Source organism: Pseudodesulfovibrio hydrargyri, assembly GCF_001874525.1.
GTDB classification, from domain to species: Bacteria; Desulfobacterota; Desulfovibrionia; order Desulfovibrionales; family Desulfovibrionaceae; genus Pseudodesulfovibrio; species Pseudodesulfovibrio hydrargyri.
Map to the genome: position 1 here is coordinate 2,409,329 of NZ_LKAQ01000004.1, position 13,344 is coordinate 2,422,672.

The following is a 13,344-nucleotide window of genomic DNA, read 5'->3' on the forward strand; positions in this document are numbered from 1 at the left end:
ATACGCTTCCCAAGGAATTGATTTCATGGCGAAAAACAACAATGAAGTGCCCATCAACGGTCTGTACGACGACGAGGGGCGGATACTGGATGAACAGGTCGCGGAAGCCCGGGGCGAAGGCGAGGCCGAATCCGTGGAGGAAGCGGTCGAGGTGTCCCTGAGCAAGGAGGAGCTGGCCGCCCTGTGCAAGGAATCGGTCTGCCCCGAGTGTGACGTGTTCAAGGAGGCCGAGTCCATCCGGCTGCGCGCCCTGGCCGACTCCGAGAACGTCAAGAAGCGTCTGCTCCGGGAAACCGAGGAATTGAAGAAGTACGCGGGCGAGTCCATCCTGGCCGACCTGCTGCCCATCCTCGACAACCTGGACCTGGCCCTGGCCCACACCGGCAACCTGTCCGCCGAGTGCAAGAACTTCGTCGTCGGCGTGGACATGACCCGCAAGATATTCCTGGACGCGGTCAAGAACCACGGGCTGGAAGCGGTCCAGGCCGCTGTCGGCACCGAGTTCGATCCCGAGATCCACGAGGCCGTGGGCACCGTGGAGGAGCCGTCGCTCAAAAGCAACCAGGTCGCCCAGGTGGTCCAGAACGGCTACCGCCTCAAGGGGCGGCTGCTGCGTCCGGCCAAGGTCATGGTCAACAAGCTGTAGGTTTTTTTGACGCCGCGGCCTTTACAAGGGCCAACGCGTGATTATTGAAGAAAGTAACGAAAATTTACGTCGAATACGACTTTCATATCTTAGGAGGACATAAATATGGGTAAGATCATAGGGATCGACCTTGGAACCACCAACTCCTGCGTCTACGTCATGGAGGGCAAGGACCCGAAATGCGTCACCAACCCCGAAGGCGGCCGGACCACCCCGTCCGTGGTGGCCTTCACCGACAAGGAGCGGTTGGTGGGCGACATCGCCAAACGCCAGTCCGTCACCAACCCGGAGAAGACCGTCTTCGCCATCAAGCGCCTCATGGGCCGCTCGGCCGACGCCCCCGAGGTCAAGAAGTGGCAGGAGCACTGTCCGTACCAGATCGTTGCCGGCAACGGCAATGACGCCTGGGTCGAGATCGACGGCAAGAAGTACTCTCCGCCCGAAGTCTCCGCCATGATCCTGCAGAAGCTGAAGAAGGACGCCGAGACCTACCTGGGCGAGCCCGTCACCGAGGCCGTCATCACCGTCCCTGCATACTTCAATGATTCCCAGCGCCAGGCCACCAAGGACGCGGGCAAGATCGCCGGTCTCGAGGTCAAGCGCATCATCAACGAGCCCACCGCCGCCTCCCTGGCCTACGGTTTCGACAAGAAGGCCAACGAGAAGATCGCGGTCTTCGACCTCGGCGGCGGCACGTTCGATATCTCCATCCTGGAAGTGGGCGACAACGTCGTCGAAGTGCGCGCCACCAACGGCGATACCTTCCTGGGCGGCGAGGACTTCGACCACCGGATCATCGAGTACCTGGTGAACGAGTTCAAGAAGGAGAACGGCATCGACCTGTCCAAGGACCGCATGGCCCTGCAGCGCCTGAAAGAGGCCGCCGAAAAGGCCAAGCACGACCTGTCCTCCTCCATGGAGACCGAGGTCAACCTGCCGTTCATCACCGCCGACCAGAACGGTCCCAAGCACATGATGGTCAAGATCAGCCGAGGCAAGCTCGAAAAGCTCGTCGAGGACCTGGTCGACCGCACCGTGGAGCCCTGCCGCAAGGCGCTCAAGGACGCCGGCCTGTCCGCCTCGGACATCGACGAGGTCATCCTTGTCGGCGGCATGACCCGCATGCCCCTGGTCCAGGAGAAGGTGAAGTCCTTCTTCGGCAAGGAGCCCAACCGCTCCGTGAACCCGGACGAGGTCGTGTCCATGGGCGCGGCCATCCAGGGCGGCATCCTGGCCGGTGACGTCAAGGACGTCCTGCTCCTTGACGTGACCCCGCTGTCGCTCGGCATCGAAACCATGGGCGGCGTGATGACGCACCTGATCGAGCGCAACACGACCATCCCGACCAAGAAGTCCCAGGTCTTCACCACCGCGGCCGACAACCAGCCGTCCGTGTCCATCCGGGTCTTCCAGGGCGAGCGTCCCATGTGCGCGGACAACAAGCTGCTCGGCAACTTCGAGCTGACCGGCATTCCGCCGGCGCCGCGCGGCGTGCCGCAGATCGAGGTCTCGTTCGACATCGACGCCAACGGCATCGTGCACGTCAACGCCAAGGACCTGGGTACCGGCCGCGAACAGTCCATCCAGATCACGGCCAGCTCCGGCCTGTCCGACGACGAGATCAACCAGATGGTCAAGGACGCCGAGGCCCACGCCGACGAGGACAAGAAGAAGCAGGCCCTGATCGAGGCGCGCAACCAGGCCGATACCCTGGTCTACACCTCGGAGAAGTCCCTGCGCGACCTGGGCGACAAGGTCGACCCGACGCTGAAGGCGGACATCGAGGCCAAGATCGAGGAAGTCAAGAAGGCCCTGGAGGCCGACGATGCCGACCAGATCAAGGCCAAGGCGGACGAACTGGCCCAGGCCTCGCACAAGCTGGCCGAACAGCTCTACGCCCAGCAGAACGCCGAGAGCGCCAATCCCGGCGGAGCGGCGGGCGCGGCCGGTCCCGAAGCCGGTTCCTCGGCCAAGGATGACGACGACGTGGTCGACGCCGACTACACCGAAGTCAAGTAGGCAGTTTCCATACAAGAATGAAGGCCGCCGGGGATATCCCCGGCGGCCTTTTCCTTTTGGGGCCGTGGGCCTAGGCCGCCCGGTCCAGGCCGGGGGCGAGGCCGCCCGGAACCGTGTCGGTCAGGACCCTGTCGATGTCCATGAGGATGATGAAGCCGCCGTCCTGCGACCCCATCCCCAGGATGTAGTCGGATCGGATGACGCTGCCCATCGCCGGGGCGGGCAGTACCTCCTCGGGGGCCATTTCAAAGACCTCCCGTACCGAATCGACCAGCAGCCCCATGGTCGGATTACCCTCCAGCGTGCGCACTTCGGTGATGATGATGCACGTGTCCACGGTGGGTCGGGCCGTATCCATTCCCAGCTTGAGCCGCAGATCCGTGACCGGAACCGCGTTGCCGCGCAGGTTGATGACCCCGCGCATGTGTCGCGGCATTCTCGGTACGGCGGTGATCTCCGTCAGCTCAAGGACCTCGCGGACACCGGCGATGTCCAGACCGAAGGCGTTGGGGCCAAGGGTAAAGGTCAGATATTGATTCCTCGCGTCGTTTCTCTTGTCGCTCATGGCGTGCCTCCTAGAACCGTTCGAAGCCGGTGTCGTCGGTGTCCAGGTCGATGTCCAGGCCGGTGGCCGGGGCGATCGGGGCGGCCGTCGCGGTCCGCGCGGGCCTGGGCAGTGCCTTGGGAGCGGGGCGGTGGGCCCTGACCGCCGGGGCGGCGGGGGCCGCGCCCACCTCGAAGTAGCTCAGGACTTCCTGCATCTGCTGCCCCTGACCGGCGAGCTCCTCGCTGGTGGAGGCCAGTTCCTCGGCGGCCGAGGCGTTCTGCTGGACGATGGTGTCGAGTTGCATGATGGCGGAGTTGATCTGTTCGACTCCCGCGTTCTGCTCGCTGCTGGCGGCGGCGATTTCCTGGACCAGCTCGGCGGTGCGGCTGATGTCCGGGACAAGCCTGGTCAGCATGGAACCGGCCTTTTCGGCCACCCGGACGCTGGAGGACGAGAGGTCGCTGATCTCGGCGGCGGCCTGTCCGCTGCGTTCGGCCAGCTTGCGCACCTCGGCGGCGACCACGGCGAAGCCCTTGCCGTGTTCTCCGGCGCGGGCGGCCTCGATGGCGGCGTTCAGGGCCAGGAGGTTGGTCTGGCGGGCGATCTCCTCGATGATGGAGATCTTCTCCGCGATATTGGTCATGGCGCTCATGGCTTCCTGGACGGCGTCGCCGCTCTCGCGGGCATCGCGGGCCGCATCGCGGGCGATCTCCTCGGTGCGGTTCGCGTTTTCGGTGTTCTGGAGGATGTTGGAGGCGATCTCTTCCATGGAGGAGGAGACCTCTTCGATGCTGGCCGCCTGGGAGGTGGCGTTGTCGGACAGGCTCTGGGCCGCGGCGGACAGTTCCTCGCTGCCCGCTGCCACATGGGTGGAGCTGTCCTGGACCTCGCCGAAGACGTCGCGCAGCTTGGCCGCCATGGCGCGCAGGGAACTACAGAGGATGCCGATCTCGTCCTTCTGGTCCACGTCGATGTCGGCGGACAGGTCGCCGCCTTCCACGCGCTTGCTCAGGGTCAGGGCCTTGCCGAGCGGGACGGTGATGCCGCGGGCGATGAGCCAGGCCAGGAAGAGGCCGATCAGGACGGCCACGGCGGAGATGGCCACGGTCACGACGATGGAGCGCTGGTTGGAGGCCTGGAGCCGGGGGCCGAGTTCGTCCTGGTCGGTTATGACCGACAGCTTGACCTTGTCTATTTCGTCGGCGATCTCGGGTCCGAGGCGGTAGAGGGTATCGTTGAGGATGGTCTGGTTGCGGTCGTGGATGACGGCGGCCACGGTCTTGAATGCGGAGATGTAGGCCTCGCGGGAGTCGAGGACGTCCTTGAGCCCCCGGCGACGTTCCGGGTTCTGCAGTTCGCGGTCGAGCACGGCCAGAAACTCGCCCATGTGGCCGTTTTGTTCGAGAACGGCGGCCTGGTTGGCGTCGTCGTTGGTGTCCAGGAACTTGAAGACGTGGATGCGCGCCAGAAGCAGGTGCTTCAGGGTCATGGCCGCGTTGTAGGCGGCCACGGTGTCGCCGTCGCGTTCGGCGCTCTCCAGGATTCCGGTCAGGGTCTCGGCCATGCGGGCGCCCTGAACGTTGAGGACGTTGTTGACCAGGCCGTTGCGCTTGTCCATGGCGGCGATCAGGTCCGTGACGCCCTTGTCGTAGGCGTTGAGGCTCTCGTCGATGGCGGTCACCAGGGCGGCCCGTTCGGGCTTCCTGATTTCGGACAGGGCCATGGCGACCAGTTCCCTGGTCTTGTTCCATTCCTCATGGTATTGTTGCTTGGAGGCGTCGGTGCCGGTGTTGAGATAGGTCATGACGTGCATCCTCAACATGAGCAGGTGAGCCTGTACCCGGCCGGCAAGGTTGGAATCCCTGGCCAGTCCCCTGTATTGTACGAAACCGTCCTCGCTGTTGCGGATGGCCCTGTAGCCGGCGCCGGCGACGATGACCGTGAGCAGTAAAACCAGGCCGAAGCCGATCCCGAGCTTGCGTCCTATGGATACGTTCTTGATCATGATTGTATTCCTTTTGCTAATAGTAATTGCTCTTGTTTTAAATTGCCAATTGGAGTATGGTTAAAGTTTTCCTCGCCTTTGATTACCTGATAATGATAATCATTCTCAAAAATCAAGTATAAAATGATGACGTCCGGTAGATTATAATGGGTTGGGATAATGGCGGTCCGCGCATGGCCGCGATTCGAATGGCTTGCCTTCACAGGCCAAGAGAAGTATAGCATTACCCGGTCCGCAGTATGCGGGCCGGGTTTTTTATCTGGTTGCGGGCATCTGCCGCGGCCGAACCCACAATGCACCAAGCCATTCCCATGAAAAACTCCGCATATACCGTCAAGACACTGGCCGCACTGGTTCTGGTCGGCCTCCTTGTCTGGGGCTGTGCGCCCCGGACCATGCCCATCAAGAGCGCGGACCTGCTGTCCACGCCCAATCTCCTGGTCGAGGCCGACGCCGCCTGGAAGGCCAGGCACTGGGAGGCGGCCGAGCTCTACTACGCGGCCGCCCTGGAGCGGCCGGACCTGGTCAAGAGCGAACTGCCCACGATCTACGTCCGTCTGGCCGAAGCCGCCTCGCGGAACGGCCATTACCACCAGGCGCGCATCGCCCTGGAGCAGTGGGCCAACCTGGACACGCAGGCCCTGGAGCGGGCGGACTGGGAGCGGCTCTACCTGGACGCCATGGCCGGACTGGGCAAGACCGAGCGGCTGGACAACCACCTCAAGTGGGTCCTGGACGCGGCCAACGTGCCGTGGCCGACCAAGCTGGAGGTGGCCCTGTGGTACGCCGGTTACTACGGCGGCCACGAGGACTACGAGCGCGCCCTGGACGTGCTGGACAAATTCTACGCCCAGGCCCCGGACACGCCCGCCAAGTCCCTGTTTGAGCAGGAGTTTCGGCAGCAGTTGACCGACATGGACGACACCGATGTGGGCGACCTTGCCAAGGCGGTCAACCCGTCCAACCAGTGGCGCTTCCCCTACGCCCTGGTGGCCTTCGAGCGCGGCGTGCGCACGGCCTCGGACGACACGGCCTGGTCCGCCAACTGGCGCACCCTGCGCGATCTGGCGTCGTCTGGCGAGCTGGCCGATCCCGTCCCGCTGCGGGACAAGCTGGCCGAGCTCGAGGCGCGCTACGGCGTGCCGCGCATCGGCCTGGCCCTGGCCCTGCCCGTGACCGGGCCGTACGCCAAGGTGGGCGTGAAGATCCTGCGCGGCGCCGGGCTGGCCCAGTGGCGGCTGGCCCAGGAGGGCGTGGACGTGGAGCTGGCGGTCATCAACACCGAGGCCCCGGGATGGGAATCCCGGCTGGCACAGCTGCCCAGCCATTTCACCGTGGTCGGCGGGCCGTTGCGCATCAACGCCTTCAAGCGTTTCTACGAGGCCGATTCCCCGGCCGCCGGGGTGCTTGAGAAGCGCGCCGTGTTCGCCTTCCTGTCGTCCCTGGGCGATTTGACCGAGGGCAAGGACGCCTGGCGTTTCTTCTCGAGCCGCAACGACGAGGTGCGCAGCCTGGTCCACCTGACCGTGGACAAGCTCGGCATCACCGATCTGGCCGTCTTCTACCCCGAGGAGAAGTTCGGCCGGTCCATGGCCCAGACCTTCTACAACGAGGCCGCGCCGCTGGGCGGCCGGATCAAGGGCATGCAGTCCTATCCGCCGCACGAGCTCAAGCAGTGGACCCGCCGGGTGGGCAAGCTGTTGAACGTGCCGTCCGATTTCAGCAACAACAAGGACGTGCCCCTGCCCATGCCGGACTTCGGGGCCGTATTCATCCCGGACGGCTGGCGTCAGGCCCAGACCTTGCTGCCCAACTTCTTCTTTTACGAGGGCGACCAACTGGTCTTCCTCGGCCCCGGCCTGTGGAGCCGCGCCCTGGACGACGCCAAGGACGTGGACGAGCACTACTACCGCCTGGCGGTCTGCCCCGGCGCGTGGTGGGACGGTTCGGACGGCGGCAGGGCGCTCCAGGCGGCCCTGACCGAGGAGGGCTTGGGCCAGGCAGACTTCTGGGTGGCGCTGGGCTACGACTTCCTGCGTTTCGCCGGAAAGCTCGGCACCCTGCCCGCGTCCTGGGACAGCGCCATGGTCAACAAGCGCATACACAGGGCCGAGCGCATGGACTTCAGCATGGCCCCCATGACCTGGAACGAGGACGGCGCGGCCAGCCAGGACCTGTACCTGTTCACCCCGGCCTCCAACGGCAAGCGGATCATGGACCCGGAAAAGTTCGCCGAACGCATCGCCAGGGCCAAGGCCCGGCGCGAGCGGCGCATGGAAAATTACGAGAAGCGGCTGGAGGAAGAGGGCAAACCCTCGGCCTCCGGCCAGTAGCCGCCCCCAGCCGGTGCGGCGCATAAAGGAGAAAACCATGAAGATCAGTCCCGAAGAAGTGGCCAAGGTCGCCAGCCTCTCCCGGCTCGACCTGCCCGAGGACAAGCTCGAATTGTTCGCCGGGCAGCTCGGCGACATCCTCGCCTACATGGACAAGCTCGGCGAGCTCGACACGGACGCGGTGGAGCCCCTGTACAGCCCTGTCAAGCACACCACTGTGCTGCGCCGGGACGAGGTGCGCAAGGACTACAGGCGCGAGGAAATCCTGGCCAACGCCCCGGAGCAGGACGGCCAGTTCTTCATTGTTCCGCGCATTGTTTAATATTTTGATATAATTCAGGATTGATTGATGTCTGAACTGCACACGAAGACCCTTTCCGAGATCGCGGCCCTGCTGCAATCCGGCGACGTCAAGGTTGTCGAGGTGGTCAAGCACTGCCTGGACCGCATCGAGGCCACCGAGCCCCAGGTCAGGGCGCTCATCACGGTCATGGGCCAAGAGGCCATGAAGCAGGCCGAGGCCATGGACGCCGCCGGTCCGGACCCGTCCAAGCCGCTGTGGGGCGTGCCCATGGTGCTCAAGGACCTGTTGACCACCAAGGGCGTGAAGACCACCTGCGGCTCGAAGATCCTCGAGAATTTCGTGCCCTTTTACGACGCCACGGCCGTGGCCAGGTTGAAGGAGGCCGGGGCCGTATTCGTGGGCAAGGCCAACATGGACGAGTTCGCCATGGGTTCGTCCACCGAGAACTCCGCGTTTTTCATGACCGCCAACCCGTGGGACGTGGAACGCGTGCCCGGCGGGTCTTCGGGTGGCTCCGGGGCCACTGTGGCGGCCGGGCAGTGCTTCGGCGCGCTCGGCACCGACACCGGCGGGTCCATCCGCACCCCGTCCTCGTTCTGCGGCATCGTCGGGCTCAAGCCCACCTACGGGCGCATCTCCCGTTTCGGGCTGATCGCCTACGGCTCGTCGCTGGACCAGATAGGGCCCATGACCCGGTCCGTGGAGGACGCGGCCCGGCTGCTCCAGGTCATGGCCGGACACGACCCCAAGGACTCCACCTCCGTGGACGTCGAGGTTCCGGACTACCTGGCCGGGCTCGGCCGCGAGGACCTCAAAGGCGTGAAGATCGGCTTGCCCGAGGAATACTGGGGCGAGGGCCTGGACGAGGAGGTCAAGGAGGCCTGCGCGGGCGCCGTGGCCGAGATGCAGAAGCTCGGAGCCGAGGCCGTGCCGGTCAAGCTGTCCCTGACCGAGTACGCCATCGCCACCTACTACATCATCGCCATGGCCGAGGCCTCGTCCAACCTGTCCCGGTTCGACGGCGTGCGCTTCGGCCACCGCAACAAGAAGGCCGAGGAGCTGATCGACATGTACACCGCCAGCCGCACCGAAGGGTTCGGCGACGAGGTGCAGCGGCGCATCATCATGGGCACCTACGTGCTCTCCAGCGGCTACTACGACGCCTACTACAACAAGGCCGCCAAGGTCCGCCGCCTGCTGCGCCAGGACTTCGACAAGGCCTTCGGGCAGTGCGACTTCATCGCCGGGCCGGTCTGCCCGACCACGGCCTTCATCAAGGGCGACAAGGCCGATCCGCTACAGATGTATCTCATGGACATCTTCACCATCTCCGCCAACCTGGCGGGCATCCCGGCCATGTCCCTGCCCGTGGGGCTGGGGAAGGACTCGGTCATGCCGGTGGGCCTCCAGCTCATGGGCCCGGCCTTCAGCGAAGCCGACATGCTCTCCGTGGCCGAACGGCTGGAGCGCGCCCTGCCGCCTCTGTCCATGCCTGAACTCTAGTCGACGCCAAGAGAAAGCCGGTTGCCGATATGGATCGGCAACCGGCTTTTTTTATTGGCTGAGTATTGGAAGTCCGGGCTCATCGCCTGCGGTCCGGCTCCTCGGCGTTGTCGTCCTTCATCCAGTTGTAGTTGAGGCTCGTCCGGCCCATGGCCCCGTGGTTCACGAACCGGATGTTCGAGGCCGGTCCGCCTTTGCGCCAGGCCCGGTACAGGCCGAGGAATCCGGCCAGGAAGAACAGGGCGGTGAAGGCCAGGAAGCCGATGCCGTGGTATTGGTGCTCCATGGGGCGTCCATTAACCATTGTCGGCGGCAGGGTAAGAAACCGTCCACGCCATCTCGCCGGGATACCACCGGATTATAATACCTTCCCATTTTTCTCCCGGTCTCGTAGGATGCCGCACATGACGCACAGGGGAGAACGTTGATGACCGTTGCCGTGGCCGTTTCGGGCGGCATGGACAGTTTGCTGGCGCTTGCGCTGCTCAAGGAGCGGGGCGAGGCGATTTTTGCCGTGCACGGCCATTTCCTGCCCCCGTCCCCGGCCTGGGAGCGGGTGGCGGAAGGGCTGGGCGCGGCCTGCGAGACGTTGGGCGTGCCGTTCCATGCCCTGGACCTGCACGAGGCCTTTGACGACCGGGTGGTCAAGCCGTTCGTGGCCGAATATCGGGCCGGGCTGACGCCCAATCCGTGCGCCATGTGCAACCCGCGCATGAAGTTCGGGGTGCTCTTCGACGCGGCCCGCAACCTCGGGGCGGACCGGCTGGCCACCGGGCATTACGTCAGCTTGGCCGACCGGGAGCAGGGGCGGATGCTGGTGCGCGGCCAGGACGCCTCCAAGGACCAGAGCTATTTCCTGTCCATGGTTCCGGTGGAAAAGCTGCGTCTGGCCGAGTTTCCCCTGGCCCGGACCTTCAAGCGCGACGTGCCCGCCATCCTTGCGGAACACGGGCTGACTCCGCCGCTGCCCAGCGAGAGCCAGGAGATCTGCTTCGTGCCGGACGACGACTACCAGCACTTTCTGACCGCGCGTTGCGACATGCCCGGCCCGGGCCCGGCGGCCCTGCCGGACGGCCGGGTCATCGGCGAGCACCAGGGGCTGTGGCGGCACACCCAGGGCCAGCGGCGGGGCTTGGGCATTCCGTGGTCCGAGCCGCTTTACGTCCTGGACAAGGAGGTAGAGAGCAATACCCTCATCGTGGGCCCCAGGGAATTTCTCGCCGCCAACGGGTGCGTGGCCGGACAGGTCAACCTCATGTGCCCGGTCAGGGACTGGCCCGGCACCGTGCTGGTCCAGACCCGCTACCGCCAGAAGGCCAAGCCCGCCAAGGCGTGGCTGTCCGGCGGCAAGCTGTATTTCGATTTCCTGGAGCCGCACACGCGGCCCACGCCCGGCCAGGTGGCGGCGGTCTTCGACGAGGCCGGGACCGTGCTCGGCGGCGGGATCATCGAGGAGGCGCTGTAGCTCTACCAGTCGCGGTTGCGTTCGAGCCGTTCCTGGAGGTCGCGGTCGAACCCGTCGCGGCGCTCCTTGTTCATGACCTTGTGGATTTTTTCGGCGGTCAGCTCCGGCTTCTTCTCCAGGTACGTGGCCGAGCGCTGCACCGCGCTGGTGGCCCGGTAGTAGAGGGGCTCACGGTAGGTCTTGAGCAGGCCGAAGCCCGCCTCGCGCTGGTCCATGTAGATGAGCGTCAGGCCGAGATAGTAGGTGGAGTCCGGCAGATCCGGGTATTTTTCGAGGGTGTCGGTGAAGATTTTGCGGGCCGCCTCGAAATTTCCGTCGTTCAACTGCTTGATTCCTGCCTTGTTGTTGAGATAGGCCTCGTTCGGGCCGTTGTTCAAAAAGTCCCCGTAGGAGTTCAGGGACACGCCGATCCCCCCCGCGCCGAAGCCCACCGAGGTCGAGCCCGCGCCCACGCCGACGCCCACGCCGCCCCCACCGGTGCCCACCCCGACGCCCACGCCGAGGGACGAGCCCACGCAGGCCGCGAGCGGCAGGGCCAGGAGCATGGCGAGCAGGGGAGCGAGAATCGCGGCCCGAAGCCGGGACGCGGTGCCTGAGCGGCGGGAAATGGCATTCGTTTGCTTCATGGGGGCCACCTCGGCTAGAGTTGATGAACTTTTTTACAAACCGGACAGACGTATTCTAGCATGACAACCTTCCACACCGCCACCCTGGGCTGCAAGATCAACCAGTACGAGACCCGGTCCATCGCCGAGGCCTGGGCTGGGCGGGACGCGGTCGAGGTGGACGACCCGCGCGAGGCCGATCTCATCCTGGTCAATTCCTGCGCCGTGACCGCCAACGCCGTGGCCGACCTGCGCCAGGCCGTGCGCCGCTTCCACCGCGACAACCCCGAGGCCGGGATCATCGTCACCGGATGCGCGGCCCAGGTCATGCCCGACGAGTTGGCGACGCTTCCCGGCGTGGTCCGGGTGGTCGCCCAGGCGGACAAGGCGCGGCTCCTGGACGGTCCGGAGGATACGGGGCGGGGCGGCGGCGAAAAGCCGAAGTTCGCGCCCTTTTCCATCACGGGCTACGGCCGGGCCCGGGCCGTGGTCAAGGTCCAGGACGGCTGCTCCCATTTCTGCACCTACTGCATCGTGCCCCTGACGCGCGGCCGGTCCGTGAGCCGCGACATGGCCGAGGTGGAGGCCGAGGTCGGCAGGCTGCTTGCTGCTGGCTTCCGCGAGTTCATCCTGAGCGGCATCAACCTGCGCCATTTCGGACGCGACCTGCCCGGCAAGCCGGACTTCTGGGACCTTGTGGCCCGCCTGGAAAAGGCCTTCGCCCTGGACTGGGCCGGGCGGGCGCGGCTGCGCATCTCGTCCGTGGAGCCGGGCCAGCTGACCGACAAGGCGCTTGCCGTGCTCGGCGCGTCCCGGCTGGTCTGCCCGCAACTCCATCTCTCCCTCCAGAGCGGCGACCCGGACGTGCTCAAGGCCATGGGGCGCGGCCACTACTCGCCGCAGTCCGCCGTGGAGTTCATGGAACGGCTCAAGGCGCACTGGCCGGTCATGGGACTGGGCGCGGACCTGATCACCGGGTTCCCGGGCGAGACCGAGGCGCAGTTCAAGCGCACCGTGGAGTTGTGCCGGGCCCTGCCCCTGACCTACGGACACGTTTTTCCCTACTCCGAGCGGCCCGGCACCCGGGCCGTGGACCTGCCCGACGCGGTGGACGTGCCGGTGCGCAAGGAGCGGGCGGCCCGGCTGCGCAAGCTGGTGGGCCGCAGGAAGACGGCCTTTCTCAAGCGATTGCTCGACCTGCCGCACCTGGACGTCCTGGTCCAGGACGGGCGCGGACGCGGGGTCAGCCAGTACTACGCGGCCTGCCGGTTCGAGGACGCGCCCGGCTGCGCGCCCCGTTCCCTGGTCCGGGCGCGCCCCGTGCGCGTGGACAAGGGCGTGGTCGTCGTCAAACCCGTGGAGGAAGGGGAATGAGCACGCCCAGGACGCCCGATCCGGGGATGCTGGTCGTCTCGGTGCTGAGCGCGGACTGGGACGCGTTCTGGCCCGAGGTGGGCGCGGAATTTAAGGCGCGCTTCGGTCCGTTCGAGGCTTCCGAGGAGTTCGCCTTCGACCAGACCGACTACTACGACGAGGAGCTGGGGACACCCATCACCCGGCGGCTGATCGCCTTCGATGCGTTGCGCCCCCTGGACGCGCTGGCGGACATCAAGCTGTGGACCAACGCGGTGGAGCGCCGGTATGCGGTGGACGGGCGCAGGCGGTTCAACCTGGACCCCGGCTTCCTCACACAGCAGTCCCTGATCCTGGCCACGGGCAAGAATTTTTCGCACCGCGTCTATCTCAGGGACGGTATCTGGGCCGACCTGACGCTCATGTGGCAGCGCAAGCGCTGGGTGGATTTTCCCTGGACCTTCCCGGACTATGCGGGGGAGGCCATGAAAACGCGGCTGACAAAGCTGCGCCTGTCGTATAAAAACAAGCTGAGCAAGCCGCAAAAGTGAGTATTTTCCACAA

12 protein-coding genes are annotated in these 13,344 nt (G+C 65.4%); 8 read left to right on the top strand and 4 right to left on the bottom strand.

The window, feature by feature from the left end; translation table 11 throughout:
* Positions 1-25 precede the first annotated feature (25 nt).
* Both BerOc1_RS15425 and dnaK read left to right on the top strand, forming a co-directional pair.
* A complete protein-coding gene (locus BerOc1_RS15425; RefSeq protein WP_071546540.1) occupies positions 26-646 on the top strand; it encodes a nucleotide exchange factor GrpE in 621 nt (206 codons plus the stop codon).
* Positions 647-751: 105 nt separating this feature from the next.
* Positions 752-2,665 carry a molecular chaperone DnaK gene (dnaK, locus tag BerOc1_RS15430; RefSeq protein ID WP_071546541.1) on the top strand — a complete coding sequence of 638 codons (1,914 nt, stop codon included), beginning with the start codon at positions 752-754 and terminating at the stop codon, positions 2,663-2,665.
* A 70-nt stretch (positions 2,666-2,735) separates the two neighbouring features.
* Here dnaK and BerOc1_RS15435 read toward each other — a convergent pair whose 3' ends face one another.
* On the bottom strand, positions 2,736-3,230 hold the full coding sequence (locus BerOc1_RS15435; protein WP_071546542.1) for a chemotaxis protein CheW: 495 nt from the start codon (positions 3,228-3,230) through the stop codon (positions 2,736-2,738).
* A 10-nt stretch (positions 3,231-3,240) separates the two neighbouring features.
* The gene (locus BerOc1_RS15440; RefSeq protein ID WP_071546543.1) at positions 3,241-5,217 is read right to left on the bottom strand and encodes a HAMP domain-containing methyl-accepting chemotaxis protein; all 1,977 of its coding nucleotides are present in this window, start codon (positions 5,215-5,217) and stop codon (positions 3,241-3,243) included.
* Positions 5,218-5,528: 311 nt separating this feature from the next.
* On the opposite strand from BerOc1_RS15440, the gene BerOc1_RS15445 reads away from it, so the two are divergent.
* Genes BerOc1_RS15445 through gatA form a run of 3 tightly spaced genes read left to right on the top strand, consistent with a single transcriptional unit; the run spans position 5,529 to position 9,357 of the window.
* Entirely contained in the window at positions 5,529-7,550 is a 2,022-nt protein-coding gene (locus tag BerOc1_RS15445) for a type 1 periplasmic-binding domain-containing protein (protein WP_071547152.1), read from the top strand.
* A gap of 37 nt (positions 7,551-7,587) precedes the next feature.
* Positions 7,588-7,872, top strand: a complete 285-nt coding sequence (gene gatC / locus BerOc1_RS15450; protein WP_071546544.1) for an Asp-tRNA(Asn)/Glu-tRNA(Gln) amidotransferase subunit GatC — start codon at positions 7,588-7,590, stop codon at positions 7,870-7,872.
* A gap of 27 nt (positions 7,873-7,899) precedes the next feature.
* Positions 7,900-9,357 (top strand): Asp-tRNA(Asn)/Glu-tRNA(Gln) amidotransferase subunit GatA, encoded by a 1,458-nt coding sequence (gene gatA / locus BerOc1_RS15455; protein ID WP_071546545.1) that lies wholly within the window; start codon positions 7,900-7,902, stop codon positions 9,355-9,357.
* Between the two features lie 79 nt (positions 9,358-9,436).
* Here gatA and BerOc1_RS15460 read toward each other — a convergent pair whose 3' ends face one another.
* Complete coding sequence (locus BerOc1_RS15460) at positions 9,437-9,643, bottom strand: hypothetical protein (RefSeq protein WP_071546546.1); 207 nt, start codon at positions 9,641-9,643, stop codon at positions 9,437-9,439.
* A 141-nt stretch (positions 9,644-9,784) separates the two neighbouring features.
* On the opposite strand from BerOc1_RS15460, the gene mnmA reads away from it, so the two are divergent.
* Complete coding sequence (mnmA, locus tag BerOc1_RS15465; protein ID WP_071546547.1) at positions 9,785-10,822, top strand: tRNA 2-thiouridine(34) synthase MnmA; 1,038 nt, start codon at positions 9,785-9,787, stop codon at positions 10,820-10,822.
* A gap of 2 nt (positions 10,823-10,824) precedes the next feature.
* Here mnmA and BerOc1_RS15470 read toward each other — a convergent pair whose 3' ends face one another.
* Complete coding sequence (locus BerOc1_RS15470; protein ID WP_071546548.1) at positions 10,825-11,448, bottom strand: tetratricopeptide repeat protein; 624 nt, start codon at positions 11,446-11,448, stop codon at positions 10,825-10,827.
* Between the two features lie 60 nt (positions 11,449-11,508).
* Between BerOc1_RS15470 and BerOc1_RS15475 the strand changes: the two genes are divergently transcribed.
* Together BerOc1_RS15475 and BerOc1_RS15480 are read left to right on the top strand one after the other, a co-directional pair.
* Entirely contained in the window at positions 11,509-12,801 is a 1,293-nt protein-coding gene (locus BerOc1_RS15475; protein WP_071546549.1) for a MiaB/RimO family radical SAM methylthiotransferase, read from the top strand.
* Positions 12,798-13,331: a DUF4416 family protein gene (locus BerOc1_RS15480; protein ID WP_071546550.1), complete on the top strand. Its 534-nt coding sequence runs from the start codon at positions 12,798-12,800 to the stop codon at positions 13,329-13,331. Before BerOc1_RS15475 ends, BerOc1_RS15480 begins: the two co-directional genes overlap by 4 nt.
* The last annotated feature ends 13 nt before the right edge of the window (positions 13,332-13,344 follow it).

What these genes read in the sequence shown, in the direction of transcription:
- BerOc1_RS15425 (WP_071546540.1), top strand. Translation starts at nt 26, where the DNA reads ATGGCGAAAAACAACAATGAAGTGCCCATCAACGGTCTGTACGACGAC.
- dnaK (WP_071546541.1), top strand. Translation starts at nt 752, where the DNA reads ATGGGTAAGATCATAGGGATCGACCTTGGAACCACCAACTCCTGCGTC.
- BerOc1_RS15435 (WP_071546542.1), bottom strand. Translation starts at nt 3,230, where the DNA reads ATGAGCGACAAGAGAAACGACGCGAGGAATCAATATCTGACCTTTACC.
- BerOc1_RS15440 (WP_071546543.1), bottom strand. Translation starts at nt 5,217, where the DNA reads ATGATCAAGAACGTATCCATAGGACGCAAGCTCGGGATCGGCTTCGGC.
- BerOc1_RS15445 (WP_071547152.1), top strand. Translation starts at nt 5,529, where the DNA reads ATGAAAAACTCCGCATATACCGTCAAGACACTGGCCGCACTGGTTCTG.
- gatC (WP_071546544.1), top strand. Translation starts at nt 7,588, where the DNA reads ATGAAGATCAGTCCCGAAGAAGTGGCCAAGGTCGCCAGCCTCTCCCGG.
- gatA (WP_071546545.1), top strand. Translation starts at nt 7,900, where the DNA reads ATGTCTGAACTGCACACGAAGACCCTTTCCGAGATCGCGGCCCTGCTG.
- BerOc1_RS15460 (WP_071546546.1), bottom strand. Translation starts at nt 9,643, where the DNA reads ATGGAGCACCAATACCACGGCATCGGCTTCCTGGCCTTCACCGCCCTG.
- mnmA (WP_071546547.1), top strand. Translation starts at nt 9,785, where the DNA reads ATGACCGTTGCCGTGGCCGTTTCGGGCGGCATGGACAGTTTGCTGGCG.
- BerOc1_RS15470 (WP_071546548.1), bottom strand. Translation starts at nt 11,448, where the DNA reads ATGAAGCAAACGAATGCCATTTCCCGCCGCTCAGGCACCGCGTCCCGG.
- BerOc1_RS15475 (WP_071546549.1), top strand. Translation starts at nt 11,509, where the DNA reads ATGACAACCTTCCACACCGCCACCCTGGGCTGCAAGATCAACCAGTAC.
- BerOc1_RS15480 (WP_071546550.1), top strand. Translation starts at nt 12,798, where the DNA reads ATGAGCACGCCCAGGACGCCCGATCCGGGGATGCTGGTCGTCTCGGTG.